This is a genomic window from Ruegeria sp. CDSC021 (assembly GCF_059610845.1).
The window spans coordinates 376,849-393,331 of sequence record NZ_JBXWOK010000002.1; the positions used below are offsets into that span (position 1 = coordinate 376,849).

Genomic DNA, 16,483 nt, shown 5'->3' on the forward strand with positions numbered 1-16,483 from the left:
AAAATGGAGCTGACGGGCAAAACAGCGCTCATCACAGGGGCTGCGGGCGGCATCGGATCTGCTATTGCACAGCGGATGCGGCAGGCAGGGGCACGAGTTGCGGTTGCGGACGTTTCGGTTGAGGGTATCGAGGCCGACGCCCATTTGCCCGGCGATTTGCGCGAGAGCGCTTATGCAGATGCATTGCCGCAACATGCGGCGGATGCGCTGGGCGGGCTGAATATCGTTGTCAACAATGCGGGGGTCATCACCCGCGGAGCGGTGACCGAGACCTCGGATACCGACTGGGCATTGTCGCTGGGCGTGAATGTCGAGGCGCCCTTTCGCATCTGTCGCGCCGCAATCCCGATCATGGCGGCGCGTGGTGGTGGCGCCATCGTGAACACCGCGTCATGCTGGGGCCTGCGCCCTGGGCCGAACCACGCGGTCTATTGCATGACCAAGGCAGCCATTGCGTCGTTGACACAATGCATGGGTATGGACCACGCGCATCAGGGCATCCGCATTAACGCCGTATGCCCGAATGAAGTAAACACGCCGATGCTGCGGTCGGGGTTTGAAAAACGCGGCTTTGATCCGGATACTGCCGTGGCCGAGCTGGGCCGGACGGTGCCCTTGGGGCGTATCGCCGAGCCCGAGGATATTGCTGATGTGGTGATGTTTCTTGCCTCGGACGCCGCGCGCTATGTGTGCGGGGCATTGCTGGAAGTGAACGGAGGAAAACCGGTTTCATGACGCGATTTACCGGCAAAACCGCGCTGGTCACGGGCGGGCGCAGCGGTATCGGACGCGCCATCGCGGAACGTTTGCAACACGAAGGTGCACGGGTCTTTACCGCGCAACGTGGGAGCGATCCGGAATTCGAAGGGTTCGAGGCCGATTTCAGAGATCCCCTCAGCCCGCAAACGGTGGTCAATCAGGTCGTTGATCAGGCCGGGCGATTGGACATTCTGGTCAATAATGCAGGCATGATGCAGGAAGCCGGCGTCGAGCAGATGAGCCTTGCGGACTGGCAGCGCACGTTGACAGTCAACCTCACGGCCCCGTTCCTGCTGATCAAGGCGGCGCTGCCCCATTTACGACGGGCCGGCGGGGCGATTGTCAATATCGGCTCGATTGAGGGGCTGGGCAGCAATCCCGGCCATGCCGCCTATTGCGCATCCAAAGCCGGGTTGCATGGTCTGACACGAGCGGTGGCCGTGGATCATGGGGCAGAGGGCATTCGTTGCAACGCCGTGGCCCCTGGCTGGATCGACACCGAGTTGAACGTGGATTTCATCGCCTCAATGCCGGACCCGGAGACATTTCACGAGGATATCAAGCGCATACACCCCATTGCCCGAACCGGAAGCCCACAAGAGGTTGCGGCGCTCGTCGCCTTCCTGGCGTCGGGTGATGCCAGCTTTATCACCGGGCAGGTCTACACAGTAGACGGAGGCCGCATGGCCAAGCTGAGCCTGCCCTGATCACTCGTCCCGCGCGCGCCATTCTTTCCAGCGCAGCACCGCATTGGCACCGATCTCGCGGAATGGCTTTGGGGGCAGGCGTTTGGGTTGACCCTGGGCGTCGAAATACCGGGTGATATTCGAGCTGTGGCCGCAGGCGCGTTCTGCCGCCGCGATACCGGTCAGGGTGCCGCGCGCCGTGCCCAGCCCGTTCTGGACACAGCCAGAAATTACGCCCTGTTCGACCTCTCGTGCGACGGCGACGCCGTTCAGGCTGAGGCAGAGATGACCGGCCCAGCGATATTGCATGTCCAGCCCGGCCAACTGCGGAAATCGCTGGTCGAATTTGCGCTGCATCACCCGCGAGGCGCGCGCCAGATCACCAGCAGTCGAGGTCATGCCCGGGCGCAAGGCCGCGCAGGTACGAGTTATGATCCGATTGCCGCCCTGTGCCGTATCAATGCGCCGCATCGTTGTACCCAACGGATCAGATGGTGTGACACTCCAGCGGGGTTGCCCCCCCAGCCGCGACAGTACTTCGGCGTCCAGCTCCGGGGTCATTGCCGCAAACAGGAACAGCTGCATCAGGCGGTCACGCTCGATCCCAAAGCTTTCCAGATGCCCGTTCACCGTGAGGATGACTGTACCAGTGCTGACGGTACCGCGCGCGGTTTTTACCAGCCACGCACCGCCTTGCTTCTCAAACCCGGTCACGCCAGAGCTCTCGTACAATGCAATGCCATCCTTGATCAGTCCCGCAGCCAGACCACGAATATAGCCTGCTGGTTGCAACATAACCGTGCCGGGCGTGTATAGCCCCGACCGATAGTGGCGCGACCCTGTCAGGGCGTGCATCTGCTGTTGGTCGAGCATTTCACTGGTCTCACCCAAAGTGCTGAGATGATGCGCATAGCTGATATTATGTGCATGTCCCGCCGCGCTCACCGCTCCGTTAACCTTGCCAGCCGGATCAAAGAAATTCGGGTCGATCTGATATTGCTCGACCGCCGATCGGGCAAAATCAATTGCAAGTCGGTTTAGTGTGATCATGGTGCGATCATCCCCCGGCCCGGAATAATTGTCCGAGGCCAGGTCATGTGGCAGATCGATCATAAAACCCGTATTGCGCCCAGCAGCCCCTTCGGCCACGCGGCCAGCCTCAAGCACGATGATCTTTGCGTCGCTTTGCAGCTGCCTCAAACGCTGTGCCGCTGACAGGCCTGCGAAACCGGCACCAACAATCACGACATCCGCCGTCAGATCACCATCCAGTTCTTGGGCTGGGGGTGGATCGCCTAATATGACGCTCCAGGCCGCAGGTCCGCGATGGACTGGCAGGGTTCGGGCGGCATAGCTGCTCAATCCACGGCCTCATCCGCATCGTCGGACAGGTCGACCCAGATGGTTTTTAGCTGGGTATACTGGTCATGCGCATGGATCGAGTTGTCGCGCCCACCAAAGCCAGACTGTTTATAACCGCCAAAGGGCGTGGTGATATCGCCCTCTCCAAAACTGTTTACAGTCACCGTTCCCGCCCGGATCATCCGCGCCCCGCGAATGGCGCGTTTCGCATTGGCTGTGAAGATCGACGCACACAAACCATACTCGGTATCGTTGGCGATCTTGATGGCCTCATCAAAGCTGGAAACCGTGATCACCGAAAGAATGGGACCAAAGATCTCGTCACGTGCCAGGATGGCGTCATTGCCAGGGAGTTCGACTACGGTGGCCTCGACAAAGCCATTGTCCGCTTTGCCTCCGATCACTACGTTTTCGGCCTGATCCAGATATCCGCAGACCTTATCGAAATGAGCTTCGCTGACCATTGCGCCCAATCGTGTTTCCGGGTTCAGAGGCTCGCCGACATTCCATTGCTTTACATGATGGGCGATGCGGTCGAGCAACTCGGCCTTTACGGCCTTGTGGACAATCAGGCGGGACGTGGCCGAGCAGTTCTCACCCATATTCCAGAACGCACCATTGACGATATGTGCCGCCACGCGGTCCAGATTTTCTGCATCTTCCATCACAATGGCCGGATTCTTGCCGCCCATTTCAAGCACCACCTCTTTGGCGTTGCTTTCCGCCGAATAGCTCAGAAACCGTTTGCCAGTCACGGTTGAACCGGTGAAGGACACCATATCGATATCCATGTGCCGTCCGATAGGTTCGCCCACCTCGGCACCTGCGCCGGGGACGATGTTTAGGACGCCGCGTGGCAGACCGGCCTCCATCGCCAGTTCGGCCAGCCGCAATGCCGTCAGTGAAGTCTCCTCGGCCGGCTTCACCACCACCGAGCAGCCCGCAGCCAGAGCGGGCCCGATCTTCCATGCCAGCATCAGCAATGGGAAATTCCAGGGCAGGACTAACCCGACAACGCCAATCGGCTCGCGCACGACCAAAGCGATGTGGTCGTCACTGGCGGGCGAGACCTGATCATAGATCTTGTCGATCGCCTCGGCGTGCCATTTCAGGCAATGAATGGTCTCGGGCAGGTCGACGGTCTCGCAGTCAAAGATGGTCTTGCCACTGTCGAGACTTTCCATCACCGCCAGTTCACGTGCATTGCGTGTGATCAGTTTGGTCAACCGGATCAGTACATTTTTGCGCTCGGATGGGTGCAGCCTCGACCAGCGGCCATCTTCGAACGCTTCGCGCGCCTTCTCGACGGCAAAATCTACGTCCGCTACGCCGCAGGCGGCAATGTTGGCCAATTTCTTGTTGGTCGCCGGGTTAACCGTTGTGAAGGACTGCCCAGAAATCGCCGGGCGGTACGCGCCATCAATAAAGGCGCCGGTTGGCAAGGTCAGACCCGCGGCGATGGAGTCGTATTCGTCCTGCGTCAGCAATGTCATACCTTACCCCTCTGCCATGATGTCAGCGATTTTCTGTTTCAGCACGCGCGTCACTTGCTCTAGCGCGCGTTTGTCATCTTTGTTCAAAGATTTCAGCGGCGGTCGAACGGTGCCCGCGTCAATCCCATTCATTGTGACACCATGCTTGATGGTCTGGATGAATTTCCCACCCTGTTCTAATACCCGCATCAAGGGCATCAGCGCCGACATGATCCGGCGGCCCTTGGCATAATCGCCCTCGATTACACAGGCCTGGTATAGCGCCACATGCTCGGCAGGCAGAAAGTTCGAGCCGCCACAGACCCAGAACGGCGCGCCCCAGGCAAAGAATTCCAGCGCCTGATCGTCCATACCGCATCCCAGTTGGATATGCGGATAGTCCCGCGCCAGAAGATGCACCCGGTTGATATCGCCCGAGCTTTCCTTGATGCCGCAGAAATTCCTGCTGCGTCCGACGCGGTCCAGGAATTCTTCGCCCATCATCGTGCCTGTGCGGTGAGGATAATTGTACAGCATTACCGGCAGGTCGGCGGCCTTGTCGATGGCCAGCGCATTCAGCGCATTTTCGCGGTCGGTGGGCACCGAATAGGGCGGGCTGGCTAACAGGATCGCATCCGCCCCGATTTCCTTTGCACCCGACGCCAGCGCAACCGAGTCCGACGTCAACATCGCGCCCGTGCCAACAACCAGAGGCAAACGGCCTTTCAGACGCACATGGGTGAACCGCGCCAATTCGAGCCGTTCCTCCACGGTCTGCGCATAATTCTCACCAGTCGACCCGCCCGAGATCAGACCATGCACGCCATTCTTGATCAGAAGCTCGATCACCTGCGCCAGCGCGTCCCAGTTCACGCTGTCGTCGGCCTGATAGGGCGTGACCACCGGGGTATAGACCCCCTCAAATCGGAAAATTGGGTTCATTCCGTCCTCATGCAGGTTTCGAAAGCGGTGGGAGGCCCATTGGGACATCCAGCGCATCGGGCATCACGAACAGTTCGATCTGATCGCGTGACAGGTTCCAGTGATCTTCGGCCAGCTGCGCAGCAGCCGTTTCATCGCGTGCCTCTATGGCGTCGATGATGGCGTCGTGTTGCTGGCTTGCCTCGGACAGGTTTTCGACCATCCTGCCCGACCGTGGCCGGTAGAAGGTCATGCCGATACGGGCATGGTCAATCAGCAAACGGTTGAAAGAGGGCAATAGATAGACATTGCCCGACATTTCGCCGGTCACTTCGTGAAAGCGGTTATTGGCCAGGGCGCGCTCTTCGGCTGCCCCATCCCGCAGCGCGGCCTTGAATGCCTGCTGTGCGGTTTTCAGGGCTTCAATCTGCACAGGCTTTGCATTCGCCGCTGCCAGTCGCAGGATTGCACCATAGATCATCGGCGCGGCCAGAAAGAAATCGCGCAAGGTGGTATACGACATTTCGGACACGCGCGCGCTGCGGTTTGTGCGCAGGTCCAGATACCCTTCTCCGGCGAGTTGTCGGAACACTTCGCGTAAAGGCGTTCTCGACAGGCCAAACGCATCGGACAGATGCACCTCGTCCAGATCGGTGCCGGGTTGCAGGCGCAAAGTCAGGATCGAGACCTTCAAGTGCTCGGCCAGCTGCGTTTTGCGGGTTTTTGCGACGTCCTTCATCCGGATCCTCCAGCCCAGCCAGCAAGAATCGATTGGGTTCGATTGCCTCCTTTTTGTATCCGAATAAAATACATATTGTATACATAGAAATTTCGTGCAGCATAATCCAACGACAAAGACTCAGCCAATCCGGCCGAACAAAGTGGAAAGCCCTATGCCTCAGATGCGGCACATCACCATTGTTCTGATCGAGGAGTTCTCGCATCTCGCCTTTTCCTGCGCCGTCGAACCACTGCGGATCGCCAATCTGGTCAGTGAGGAAACGCTATATGATTGGACGCTGATATCGGAGGACGCAGAGCGTGCAGTGTGTTCCAATAAGGTGGTGACACTTGTGCATGGCGGGTTGGGCGATATTCCAAAGACTGATCAGTTGTTTGTCTTGTCGGGCATCCACATGCGCAACCATGTCTCACGTGACCTTCTGGCGACGTTGCGACGCGAACGTGCGCGGGGCACGCCGATCGGGGCATTGTGTTCTGGTGCTTGGCTTCTAGCAGAGGCCGGATTTCTGGATGGCTCTCAGGCTGCGATCCACTGGGAATATCACGATGCGTTTATGGAAGCGTTCCCAGAGGTGAACCTTGTGCGCAGTGTCTTCGTGGCAGACGCGAAACACATCACAGCATCGGGTGGGACGGCAACTGCCGATCTTATGCTGCATCTGATCGGACGCGACCACGGCGAGGAGCTGGCGATCGCGGTTGCAGACCAGATGGTGTATAATGCTGCCCGCAACGCAACGGCCAAACAAAGGGTATCATTGCAATCGCGCAACGGGATGCGTAACGCACATCTGGCTCGGGCTATCCATACCATGCGCGAATGCCTTGAAGCACCGGTTTCTCCGTCAAAGATCGCGGATGATCTTGGCATATCCACGCGCCAGTTAGAGCGGTTATTTGGTAAGTATCTCAACACTTCGCCCAAAAAATACTTTATGGAATTGCGCCTGGAACGCGCGCAAAAGCTTTTGCTTCAGACCGAAGCATCCGTCACCGAGGTCGCCTTGGCTTGTGGCTTTGAAAATCCCGGTCATTTCTCGCGGGTTTATCGATCCAGTTTTGGTGTCACACCGCATTCGCAAAAAAGCAAAATCGACTGACGGAAGGCGGCGGGGGGAGCTGCTCTGCCCTAGGGCGAGCCCGGCCCGGCAGGCGCTCACCCCCTAGTCCCGCTTGTACCCCCTCGTTAAATTCAAACTCGTAAACTGATCAGCAGGATTGACTGTTTGTATTTGGTAAAAAGGGCACAAATTCTGCAAGATCGTGTCAGATGTAAGGGGGTTTAGGGCGATATAAAGGCCCAGATTTCTGCAAAAAATGCGGCTCAAATCCCACACAATTAATAGCTCAAATAGCCAAGTTTGTCCTTGAGTTTGCGTTACATATGAAAAATGGCTTTTAAGTTCAGCCAAAATACCGGGTATACTTACAAACTATGGCAGAGATTCACATCGGGATGCATTTTCGAACCCCCATGTTCCCTTCAGCAACCAAAGCCGGAGGCCATGCATGAATTTCGAAACTTACCAGCCGGTCGTGACACCTGTCCCGCCAGTCATACCCGTAGACGTGCGCGAGGATCAGATTATTCAGGCCTCGCAGGCGGCCAGTTCAGCATTTGAGAAGATATCCGCCACGGCAATATTTGAGGTTGATACAGTCACTGATACTCAGAAGCGCATACTTGCGATCTTTCGCTGGTATTTTCTGGCGGCCTATTGCACGCGGATGTTGTCTGGGGCAACGCATCGGCTGGATCATTTGACGATGCAAGTAGGCATGGATGTATACAGTGCGGTTGGTATGATTTTGTCCCGCGATGAGATCGAGTATTCGAGAAACCTGATTGAAAAAATGCCGGATTCTGCGGCTGATGCACGGATGAAGGCGATCGGTGCGCGGGGGCACAAGGCAGGTTGGATCGCGGCCAATCAATATAAACAGGGCAGAGGCATGCCCTTAGAGATCAAGGTCGCTCTGTCGGGTGCTTTGGCGGCTGTGGATCGTTTGAATTGAACAGCGGTCCCAATTTGACATGAATTTACAAGTGTAGGTGAATTTGCCTCGCAGCAGGCAGGCGCGCTCCTTTCGTTGAAGCTCAGGTCGAAGGGTGGAAATGCTGCCCATTCACAGTAGGGGATTGAAAACCTTACCAAATCACTACATTCACCCCTGATAGATCCAACAGGTTAATTCTACATGCCCCTTTCAAAAAGATTGCTAGCCTATGGCTCGGTTCCCGTGGTTGCGATTGTATGCTTTGCCGTTTGGTATACCAGTATCGGTTCCAAACCAGGTCCTGAGTTTGTCCGGCTGGATGGTGGAGAATTCCTGATGGGTTCGCAAAACTTTCAAGCGGAAGAGACTCCGGTCCATCCAGTGAATGTCAGGTCCTTTGACATTACGCGGACAGAAATTACCAACGACCAATTTGCGAAATTTGTCGAAGAAACCGGGTATCAGACAACGGCAGAGCGTGGCTTGTCGGCGGAGGATTTCCCGGGTCTGCCTGCAGATTTGCTTGAGCCTGGGTCGATGGTCTTCGCCCAGCCTAAGGAAGCGGTGTCGCTGAATAATCCCAACGCATGGTGGCGCTATGTCAAAGGTGCAAGCTGGCAACACCCGGCAGGACCGGGCAGTTCGATTGCGGAACTGGGCGACCATCCGGTGGTGCATGTGTCACCCGAGGATGCCGCAGAATTTGCAGAGTGGATCGGAGGTCGTCTGCCGACCGAGGCCGAATGGGAATTTGCAGCTCGCGGCGGGATCGAAGGCGCCGACTACACCTGGGGTGACAGCTATGATCCCAGCAATGGGTGGAAGGCAAACACCTGGCAAGGACAGTTCCCAAGCGAAAACCTGGCTGACGATGGCCATGTCGGAACCGCACCCGTAGCTTCATATGTGGCCAATGGCTACGGCCTGTATGACATGGCGGGCAATGTCTGGGAGCACGTGGCCGACTGGTGGGTGCCGGGGCACATTCCTGGCGACCAAATTGATCCTACCGGCCCGGAAAAGGCCTTTGCCGCCCAGTTCGGTAGCGCATCGATGGGTGCAATGCGGTTGGTCAAAGGGGGCTCATGGCTTTGCGCGTCGAATTTCTGTCTGCGTTACCGACCTGCAGCGCGGCAGCCGGTTGAGATGTCGTTGGGCAGCAATCATGTCGGATTTCGCGTTGTCCGCGATGTAGACTAACCGCCGGGCATTCCGGTCATGCGGCGGGCTTATTCCGCCCCGTACCGGTGGCACAATCGATTCCAGAACATATCAAGCGCGGCAAATTTAACGCCCTTGCGACGGGCAGCGCATATGTTCCAGGTCAGAGGTTGCGTGGTTCGTATCTCTTTCAACATCCCCAATTTCAGGTGCTGATCAAAATCTTCCTTCATTCCTCCGGCAATCAGGTCTGCTCTGCAGGCCATATCGGCAACTAAAGAGAAATCGTCACTTTCGATCTGGGGCAATCGGTCAACAATATGCCAGGCTTTCTCGTCATTCCCCAGAGTGGCGGCAATGGCAGAGCGCCAGTGGCGATGCATATGCGCGGTTATAAACGGATGCCGAAACACCTCAGCGATTGAGACCGGAGTTGCCTGATGAATGGGATGGTCGGGGCGAGCGCAGAAGAAAACGGGTTCCTTTCGAACGACCTGAATGTCCAGATCGCTTAGGTTGGGCGTGTGCGTCAGATCGCAAACCGCCACGTCCAGGCGCCCTATCCGCAATGCTTCGAGGGGTTCCATGGTGGCCCGCACATCAACGCGGACGCGAAGATCTGGCCAGTTATCAAGCAGCTCTGCCAGAAGCGGCGTGATGATCGTCCGGGTCGTCAGGGGGCCGCAGCCGATATTCAGCACCTCCGGGCCGACCGAACGCAGCCGTTTGACTCCTGCTTCAAACTGGCTGGTCGCATTGTGCAGCGCGTCCAGAAGTTGCAGAAAGCGTTTCCCCGCCGGTCTGATGGTTGCGCCGCGGCCTGTCCGTTCGAATAGCGCCTGACCGGCATAAGTTTCTGCCTGGCCGATATAGCGTGAGAAACTTGCCGGAGAGGTTCCGATTGCATCCGCTGCCACGCGAAAGTTGCCGTGTCTGGCCAATGAGCGCACCGCATCTATGGCTTTGGAATCAATCATTTGCACCCTCGTTCCAATATTCAGAACGCTCATACCAAATGATGGAATGACCGTCTCTTTCTGTAGCCGGAAATGTCGTTTCCTGCGACATTATTGTCGACCGTGGCACGACGCCCCGGACTTCCCACATAACGGAGGATTCAATGGTTCCTTTAAGGAATATATTAGCTGTGCTTGGCGCTTCGGCGTTATCAACGACTGCAGCACTTGCCGATTCTGAGGATACACGCCCAAACGTTCTTATTCTAATCGCAGATGACATGGGGTTTTCCGATGTTGGCGCATTTGGCAGTGAAATCGAAACGCCCTCGATCGACCAACTGGCAGATGACGGTATGCTGTTCACCAATTTCCACGTCGGAGCGTCTTGCTCGCCCACTCGGACTATGCTGATCAGCGGTGTCGACAACCATCTCGCAGGCCTCGGCAATATGTTAGAGATTCAGGCCGATAACCAATTCGGCAAGCCTGGCTATGAAGGTCATTTGAACGACAAGGTTGTTGCGTTGCCGCGTCTGTTGCGCGACGCAGGATACCACACCTATATGACCGGCAAATGGCACCTAGGTCATGAGCCTGGCACGATCGCTTATGACCGCGGATTTGAGAAATCCTTTATGCTGGGCGAAAGCGGTGCGGATAACTGGGTCGAGCAGCCCTATGCCCCGTTCTATACGCGGGTGCACTATTACGAGGACGACAAGCTTGTCAGCCTGCCAACGGACGACTACTTCTCGTCGGATTTTTATACCCAAACGATGATCGATTACATCGACAGCAACCTGGATGACGGTAAACCATTTTTGGCCTGGGTCGGGTATCAGGCCGTCCATTACCCTCATCAGGCGCCAAAAGAATTCATCGACAAATATGACGGCGTTTATGACGAAGGGTTCGAGGCCCTGCGGGTTTCGCGTCTGGAAAAGCAGAAGGAACTTGGGCTGATCTCTCCGAATGTGGAATTGGACCCGGAGTTTGCGAAAACCTCTTATGAACCGTGGCAGATGCCGGATTGGGAAAAGCTTAACGACGAAGAAAAAGCATTCAACGCGCGACGGATGCAGACCTATGCCGGAATGCTGGACAATATGGATGTCAATATCGGCAGGATCCTGAGCTATCTGGATGAAAAAGGTATTGCGGACAACACCATCGTCATTTTCCTTGCGGATAACGGCCCGGATCCGAACCAGTTGCCGCTGTCTGAAGCCTATCGTGATTGGTACAAAGCCCATTACGACAAGGTCTATATCGAGGATTTTGACGGCGATTATTCGGATATGGGGCAGCAGGGTGTCTATGCTGATTACGGCCCTGGCTGGGCGGCAGCCGCAGCGGTTCCGGGCAGCTACTTTAAGACATTCTCGACCGAGGGTGGTTTGCGTGTCCCTTTGATCGTGAAATTCCCGGGTGTTGTCGAGCCCGGATCGCAAGTCGATAAATTTGCCTTTGTTCGCGATATCGTTCCAACACTTCTTGAAGTTGCCGGCGTAGACGTTCCCGGACCGGTCTATGACGGTCGCGAAATCTATACGCCAGACGGTATCAGTATGATGCCGGTCCTGAAGGGTGAGACGGAAACCGTGCGCGACGATAACAACCCGGTCGGATATGAGCTTGCAGGGTCCTCGGCAGTATTCCAGGGCAAATATAAACTGATGCAGAATCTGGCCCCTAAAGGCACAGGCGAATGGGAACTGTTTGATATCGAAGCTGATCCGTCGGAATTACACAATCTGGCGGACCAGATGCCCGAGCGTGTCGCAGCGATGCAGGCCTATTTTGAGGACTATGCAAAAAGGGTAAATCTTGTGCCTGTTCCAGAAGGCTATAACCCTCTGGAGCAGACGGTCGTCAACGCCAAGCGTAGTGGCGCGCATTAACTGAAATGTCATCGCGCCGTTTCGGGACGGAAACGGCGCGATGCGTATATTTGAAAAAGGGACTGTGCTGGTTGGTCCGCCGATAGATATGTGGCGCTACTGCGGGTGCAGCCACTGTTTGCCGCAAGCACACGCCCATGGAACAGGCCGGTGCATTGTTAGGAGGAGATGCGGGTTATTGCCCTGTGATTTCCGTGCAAGTTCCTTTGCCCCAACCGGTTCTACTACCAGAGGCAGAGAAATCGAACGTGCCTTTCTGGGGGTGGACGTTATAACTCAGCGTGTGATCCTCGCCGATATACAGGTAGGTCAAGGTATCGAGCCCCGGGAAAACATCGACCTCTTTGTCGATGTCACCGATCTTGATACGACCTTTATTTTGATCTTCATATTTGATCAGTTTCGCAGCCATTTCGGGATGCTGTTCGTCTGGCGACTGACATTCAAACACCCGCTCTTCTGCAAGCGCCGTGAAGGGCATAGATATAAGAAGAATGGCCAACTTTTTCATTTGATCTCACCTAGAGCAGATTCGTTTCGAACGCCGCAGCTAGGTGTGATTTCTGTCATAAATTTGCTGAAATTCTGGCCAGACTGTGCCTTGGGCACAACCAAAGAAAATATAGGTGTTGGACCGTCTGCAAAATCAAGATTCTAGCGTCTCGGCAAGAAGCCTGTGGCAAAGATCGCATCCCAGAACAGAATGCAGGTCGGCTCAACTGAGCATTGCATTCACTACCAATCAAATCTCTCATAAGTATCTGTTTCAATACAAGTAATATTTGCATCTCCGAGGGTTGAGATCGGCTCGTCCAGAACATCCACCTCTGGGGCATTGTCGGTCGAATGGATAGCATCCCAAGGCAGGGTTCCAGGAGTACTCGAGTGCAGCGCTTCGTAAGCCAGTTCTTCGTCCAAAGAAATCCCTGGGCTGACAGGGTCGTCACCGACGGTCAGGGCAAATGGGTTTTCCGAAGTGATGAGAGTGCCGGCGCTGTCTATGTCTGACACAACGATCTGACCATGAATTACGCCCTCGAAACCTACTGGCGGGGAAAGCTCCAGGTGGTTCAGGTTACAACCCGACAAATCCACCGGATCACCATTGGTGATCACCGAATACTCACCACTGATTATCAGGGTATTTGCCGGTAACCCCTCCAGTGTAACACTCGCCTGATCAGACGCATGCGACACCTGGATGCCAACTTGGATCGCGTCGTCCTTGGGAACCGACAAACCGGGATCGGCCTGCATCACCTCACGGCCATGGGTATCCGGACCGTCCCATTCCAGCTTCAGCCCCACATGGCCGTGGTTCTCGACATATCGGACTTCGATGCCATAAGTCCCAGGCTCAAGTTTGACCTCTTCTGAATACGTGCGAAACCCATGTGGCTTATCTCCTGTGTTGGAGACATCATCTCCGTTTAAGTGCAGCGGAGGCGCAGCGGACACAGTTTCATGCGCAGCACAGCAAAAGGTGCTAGCCGCGTAAGACCTTGATACATTGTAGGGAAAGAATGGTGGGTGATGAGAGACTCGAACTCCCGACATCTTCGGTGTAAACGAAGCGCTCTACCAACTGAGCTAATCACCCGTGAGGCTGCATTTAGCCAAGCCGGCGCGCGGGCGCAAGAGGGTCTGGCACAATTTCTTTCACTGAATTTAGACAAGGCGGGCATCTGGGGTGATATCTCCGCCAACCGGGCTCTGATTTATCAGACTTTTTGAGGGATCACGAAATCTGAACCGGTCGTTTCGGATCAGGCACCTCCAAAATATCTTGGGTGTTGTAGCGGCTATGAATTGCCCGTTTCAAAGGTTCTTATTCACGATGCGTCCTATCGATGCTTGCGCGCCCCCCGCCGCCTCAGATATCCCCTGATGGAACCTTAACCTACGAGACGGGAACAATATGACCCTGTCATCCGCAAGCCGTTTTCTGGCTGCTGCTATTGTTTTGGGTAGTTTGATATCGACTCCGCAGCGTGCAGAGGCCGACGATGTTTTGGTTTTTGCTGCTGCCAGTCTGAAAAATGCTCTGGATTCACTTGTACCGGGTTTTGAACGGCAAAGCGGTCAGGAGGTTGTCATATCGTATGCGGCGTCTTCTATACTGGCACGTCAAATTCAACAGGGCGCCCCGGCGGATGTGTATATTTCAGCCAACAGTGACTGGATGGATGTCCTTCAGGAGAATCGGCTGATTGATGCTGGATCGCGGGTTAACCTTTTGGGAAATGGGCTTGTCCTGATCGGTGGGCCGACGGCCGTTGAAATTGAGGGGCTTTCCCCGCAGACGGACATCTCAGCCGCTTTGTCAGGTGGGCATCTTGCGATGGCCCTGGTCGATGCCGTGCCTGCGGGAATTTACGGCAAAGCGGCGCTGCAAAACCTAGGTCTTTGGGATAGTGTTCAGCAGCAGGTGGCACAGACCGACAATGTACGCGCGGCTCTGGCTTTGGTTGCCGCGGGGGCTGCCCCCTTGGGTGTTGTCTACCGATCGGATGCCCAGGCCGAGGATCGGGTGCGGGTTGTGGCCTCTTTCCCTGCAAATCTTCACCCGGAAATTGTCTACCCGGCCGCTGTAACAACGCAAGCCTCAGCCGAGGCATATGCTTTCCTAAGCTACCTACAGACCGATGCAGCGATGGCAGTCTTTGCAGAGCAGGGATTTGCCCTGCCGGGCGACTAGCCGATGGGTTGGCTGGGACCGGAAGAACTTGAGGCGCTGAAATTGTCGCTGCGTGTCTCTTTCTGGGCAACGCTGGTTACTTTGCCCTTTGGTATATTCGTTGCCTATGCACTGGCGCGCTGGCGCTTTCCCGGACGACAAGTGTTGAATGGGTTGGTGCATTTGCCATTGATCCTGCCGCCGGTTGTTACGGGATATCTGCTGCTATTGACCTTTGGTATTCAGGGCCCGATTGGTGGACCTCTGGCGGGGCTTGGAATTGTCTTTGCGTTTCGCTGGACCGGCGCGGCGCTGGCCGCCGGGATCATGGCGTTTCCGCTGATGGTCCGTGCTATTCGCCTTTCGATCGAAGCCGTCGACCCTAAGCTCGAACAGGCCGGAGCCACGCTGGGTGCCTCGCGTCTGTGGGTTTTTGTCACCGTAACCTTGCCGATGATTCTGCCGGGGGTGATCGCCGGGACCATCCTTGCCTTTGCAAAAGCCATGGGTGAGTTTGGCGCGACGATCACCTTTGTTTCGAACATACCTGGACAGACACAGACGTTGCCATCGGCCGTTTATGCGTTTCTGCAGGTTCCGGGTGGTGAGGCGGCGGCGATGCGGCTAGTGGTGATATCGGTCATCATCGCGATGGGGGCGCTGCTGTTGTCAGAGTTTGTCGGTCGTCGCGCCGCGGCAAGGGTGTCGGGGACATGAGCCTTTCCGTCAATCTGCAACATGATCTGCCAGGTATTCAGTTGGATGCCGAATTTGATGCGCCTGCCGGGGTGACGGTTCTGTATGGAAGGTCCGGCGCCGGTAAGACGACAATCGTTAACGCTGTGGCGGGATTGCTGGAGCCCAAAGCTGGTCGCGTATCCGTGGACGGGTGGACGTTGTTCGATACGGAAAAGCGCCTTTGGCTGCCTCCGCATAAACGCCGCTTGGGGTATATTTTTCAGGAAGGCCGGCTGTTCCCACATCTAACTGTGCGCCAGAACCTGTCCTATGGGTGCTGGTTCGCGCCCAAAAGCGTGCCGCGCGAAGACCCCGATAAGGTGATTGAAATGTTGGGGATCGGGCATCTTCTGGACCGTCGTCCACTGAGCCTGTCAGGTGGCGAGAAGCAGCGTGTCGCCATAGGCCGCGCCTTATTGGCCAGCCCGCGTCTGATCCTCGCGGATGAGCCTCTGGCCGCATTGGATGATGCACGGAAGGCCGAGATACTGCCCTATTTCGAACGGCTTCGGGATGAGATTTCGGTGCCGATCCTTTATGTGACCCACTCGGCAGCAGAAGTTGCGCGGCTGGCAACTTCTGTCGTAGCCCTGCAGGACGGTAAGGTGGTTCGGCAAGGCCCGGCTTCCGAAGTGATGGCTGATCCTTCTGTGGCCCCGCTCGGTGTCAGAGCCGTTGGTGCGGTGCTTCAGGTGCAGGTATCAGCTCACCATGCAGACGGGTTGACCGAGTTGGCAGCCGAAGAGGCGCGCCTATTTCTGCCGCTTATTCCCCATAAGGTCGGTGAAAGCCTGCGTATTCGCATCCCCGCACAAGAGGTGATCCTTGCCAGTAAGCGGCCCGAGGGCCTGTCAGCGCTGAATGTACTGGAGGGCAGGGTTGATACGATCCGAGCCGGGGAAGGCCCCGGTGCGATCGTCTCTGTCATTACACCTGCAGGGACTATTCTGGCTCGGATCACCCGACGTTCGGTTGAAGCCCTTGGGCTTGCTGCAGGCAAACCTTGCTTTGCGGTGATAAAAACCGTGGCGCTTGCGCCGCAGGATGTCGGTGGGCGGCTGCACTTTGCGGATTGAAACTGCGCTTTACGGAAAGCGTATCTGTT

16 protein-coding genes and 1 tRNA gene are annotated in these 16,483 nt (G+C 56.3%); 9 read left to right on the forward strand and 8 right to left on the reverse strand.

Translation table 11 applies throughout. The features are described 5' to 3' along the window. Window positions 1–3 precede the first annotated feature (3 nt). On the forward strand, window positions 4–735 hold the full coding sequence (locus tag AC2FGB_RS06790; protein ID WP_142635880.1) for an SDR family NAD(P)-dependent oxidoreductase: 732 nt from the start codon (window positions 4–6) through the stop codon (window positions 733–735). Then, window positions 732–1,466 (forward strand): SDR family NAD(P)-dependent oxidoreductase, encoded by a 735-nt coding sequence (locus tag AC2FGB_RS06795; protein ID WP_496693664.1) that lies wholly within the window; start codon window positions 732–734, stop codon window positions 1,464–1,466. Before AC2FGB_RS06790 ends, AC2FGB_RS06795 begins: the two co-directional genes overlap by 4 nt. Here the strand turns inward: AC2FGB_RS06795 and AC2FGB_RS06800 are convergent, their stop codons facing one another. The 4 genes from AC2FGB_RS06800 to AC2FGB_RS06815 are packed head-to-tail and all read right to left on the reverse strand — an operon-like array spanning window position 1,467 to window position 5,939. Beyond that, window positions 1,467–2,807 carry an NAD(P)/FAD-dependent oxidoreductase gene (locus tag AC2FGB_RS06800; protein ID WP_496693665.1) on the reverse strand — a complete coding sequence of 447 codons (1,341 nt, stop codon included), beginning with the start codon at window positions 2,805–2,807 and terminating at the stop codon, window positions 1,467–1,469. Further along, entirely contained in the window at window positions 2,804–4,300 is a 1,497-nt protein-coding gene (locus tag AC2FGB_RS06805; RefSeq protein WP_496693666.1) for an aldehyde dehydrogenase, read from the reverse strand. The genes AC2FGB_RS06800 and AC2FGB_RS06805 overlap by 4 nt, the downstream gene beginning before the upstream one ends. Before the next feature lie 3 nt (window positions 4,301–4,303). Continuing rightward, a complete protein-coding gene (locus tag AC2FGB_RS06810; protein ID WP_281972422.1) occupies window positions 4,304–5,221 on the reverse strand; it encodes a dihydrodipicolinate synthase family protein in 918 nt (305 codons plus the stop codon). Window positions 5,222–5,228: 7 nt separating this feature from the next. Beyond that, on the reverse strand, window positions 5,229–5,939 hold the full coding sequence (locus AC2FGB_RS06815; RefSeq protein ID WP_496693667.1) for a GntR family transcriptional regulator: 711 nt from the start codon (window positions 5,937–5,939) through the stop codon (window positions 5,229–5,231). Between the two features lie 154 nt (window positions 5,940–6,093). Here AC2FGB_RS06815 and AC2FGB_RS06820 point away from each other — a divergent pair, with 154 nt between their 5' ends. From AC2FGB_RS06820 to AC2FGB_RS06830, 3 genes are all read left to right on the forward strand, one after another. Continuing rightward, window positions 6,094–7,044: a GlxA family transcriptional regulator gene (locus AC2FGB_RS06820; protein WP_271948134.1), complete on the forward strand. Its 951-nt coding sequence runs from the start codon at window positions 6,094–6,096 to the stop codon at window positions 7,042–7,044. Window positions 7,045–7,453: 409 nt separating this feature from the next. Further along, window positions 7,454–7,960 carry a hypothetical protein gene (locus AC2FGB_RS06825; RefSeq protein WP_496688700.1) on the forward strand — a complete coding sequence of 169 codons (507 nt, stop codon included), beginning with the start codon at window positions 7,454–7,456 and terminating at the stop codon, window positions 7,958–7,960. Window positions 7,961–8,143: 183 nt separating this feature from the next. Beyond that, window positions 8,144–9,142 (forward strand): formylglycine-generating enzyme family protein, encoded by a 999-nt coding sequence (locus AC2FGB_RS06830; RefSeq protein WP_496710098.1) that lies wholly within the window; start codon window positions 8,144–8,146, stop codon window positions 9,140–9,142. A gap of 29 nt (window positions 9,143–9,171) precedes the next feature. Here the strand turns inward: AC2FGB_RS06830 and AC2FGB_RS06835 are convergent, their stop codons facing one another. Next, window positions 9,172–10,080 (reverse strand): LysR family transcriptional regulator, encoded by a 909-nt coding sequence (locus AC2FGB_RS06835; RefSeq protein ID WP_496693669.1) that lies wholly within the window; start codon window positions 10,078–10,080, stop codon window positions 9,172–9,174. A 143-nt stretch (window positions 10,081–10,223) separates the two neighbouring features. On the opposite strand from AC2FGB_RS06835, the gene AC2FGB_RS06840 reads away from it, so the two are divergent. Continuing rightward, a complete protein-coding gene (locus AC2FGB_RS06840) occupies window positions 10,224–11,963 on the forward strand; it encodes an arylsulfatase (protein WP_496693670.1) in 1,740 nt (579 codons plus the stop codon). 175 nt (window positions 11,964–12,138) lie between these two features. Here AC2FGB_RS06840 and AC2FGB_RS06845 read toward each other — a convergent pair whose 3' ends face one another. The 3 genes from AC2FGB_RS06845 to AC2FGB_RS06855 form a co-directional block, all read right to left on the reverse strand. Beyond that, window positions 12,139–12,474, reverse strand: a complete 336-nt coding sequence (locus AC2FGB_RS06845) for a hypothetical protein (RefSeq protein WP_281995305.1) — start codon at window positions 12,472–12,474, stop codon at window positions 12,139–12,141. 224 nt (window positions 12,475–12,698) lie between these two features. Beyond that, the gene (locus AC2FGB_RS06850) at window positions 12,699–13,421 is read right to left on the reverse strand and encodes a hypothetical protein (protein ID WP_496693671.1); all 723 of its coding nucleotides are present in this window, start codon (window positions 13,419–13,421) and stop codon (window positions 12,699–12,701) included. A 66-nt stretch (window positions 13,422–13,487) separates the two neighbouring features. Continuing rightward, window positions 13,488–13,563: transfer RNA gene (locus AC2FGB_RS06855), tRNA-Val, on the reverse strand. Between the two features lie 318 nt (window positions 13,564–13,881). Here AC2FGB_RS06855 and modA point away from each other — a divergent pair. Genes modA through modC form a run of 3 tightly spaced genes read left to right on the forward strand, consistent with a single transcriptional unit; the run spans window position 13,882 to window position 16,454 of the window. Further along, window positions 13,882–14,661, forward strand: a complete 780-nt coding sequence (gene modA, locus AC2FGB_RS06860; RefSeq protein ID WP_281995303.1) for a molybdate ABC transporter substrate-binding protein — start codon at window positions 13,882–13,884, stop codon at window positions 14,659–14,661. A 3-nt stretch (window positions 14,662–14,664) separates the two neighbouring features. Continuing rightward, the gene (gene modB, locus AC2FGB_RS06865; RefSeq protein ID WP_271948121.1) at window positions 14,665–15,357 is read left to right on the forward strand and encodes a molybdate ABC transporter permease subunit; all 693 of its coding nucleotides are present in this window, start codon (window positions 14,665–14,667) and stop codon (window positions 15,355–15,357) included. Next, window positions 15,354–16,454: a molybdenum ABC transporter ATP-binding protein gene (gene modC, locus AC2FGB_RS06870; protein WP_496693672.1), complete on the forward strand. Its 1,101-nt coding sequence runs from the start codon at window positions 15,354–15,356 to the stop codon at window positions 16,452–16,454. The genes modB and modC overlap by 4 nt, the downstream gene beginning before the upstream one ends. Window positions 16,455–16,483 lie beyond the last annotated feature (29 nt).

Excerpts from the sequence above, each read along its gene's own strand:
- modB (WP_271948121.1), top strand. The coding sequence starts at position 14,665 with ATGGGTTGGCTGGGACCGGAAGAACTTGAGGCGCTGAAATTGTCGCTG.
- AC2FGB_RS06845 (WP_281995305.1), bottom strand. The coding sequence starts at position 12,474 with ATGAAAAAGTTGGCCATTCTTCTTATATCTATGCCCTTCACGGCGCTT.
- AC2FGB_RS06790 (WP_142635880.1), top strand. The coding sequence starts at position 4 with ATGGAGCTGACGGGCAAAACAGCGCTCATCACAGGGGCTGCGGGCGGC.
- AC2FGB_RS06840 (WP_496693670.1), top strand. The coding sequence starts at position 10,224 with ATGGTTCCTTTAAGGAATATATTAGCTGTGCTTGGCGCTTCGGCGTTA.
- modA (WP_281995303.1), top strand. The coding sequence starts at position 13,882 with ATGACCCTGTCATCCGCAAGCCGTTTTCTGGCTGCTGCTATTGTTTTG.
- AC2FGB_RS06795 (WP_496693664.1), top strand. The coding sequence starts at position 732 with ATGACGCGATTTACCGGCAAAACCGCGCTGGTCACGGGCGGGCGCAGC.
- AC2FGB_RS06825 (WP_496688700.1), top strand. The coding sequence starts at position 7,454 with ATGAATTTCGAAACTTACCAGCCGGTCGTGACACCTGTCCCGCCAGTC.
- AC2FGB_RS06810 (WP_281972422.1), bottom strand. The coding sequence starts at position 5,221 with ATGAACCCAATTTTCCGATTTGAGGGGGTCTATACCCCGGTGGTCACG.
- AC2FGB_RS06820 (WP_271948134.1), top strand. The coding sequence starts at position 6,094 with ATGCCTCAGATGCGGCACATCACCATTGTTCTGATCGAGGAGTTCTCG.
- modC (WP_496693672.1), top strand. The coding sequence starts at position 15,354 with ATGAGCCTTTCCGTCAATCTGCAACATGATCTGCCAGGTATTCAGTTG.
- AC2FGB_RS06805 (WP_496693666.1), bottom strand. The coding sequence starts at position 4,300 with ATGACATTGCTGACGCAGGACGAATACGACTCCATCGCCGCGGGTCTG.
- AC2FGB_RS06835 (WP_496693669.1), bottom strand. The coding sequence starts at position 10,080 with ATGATTGATTCCAAAGCCATAGATGCGGTGCGCTCATTGGCCAGACAC.
- AC2FGB_RS06830 (WP_496710098.1), top strand. The coding sequence starts at position 8,144 with ATGCCCCTTTCAAAAAGATTGCTAGCCTATGGCTCGGTTCCCGTGGTT.
- AC2FGB_RS06815 (WP_496693667.1), bottom strand. The coding sequence starts at position 5,939 with ATGAAGGACGTCGCAAAAACCCGCAAAACGCAGCTGGCCGAGCACTTG.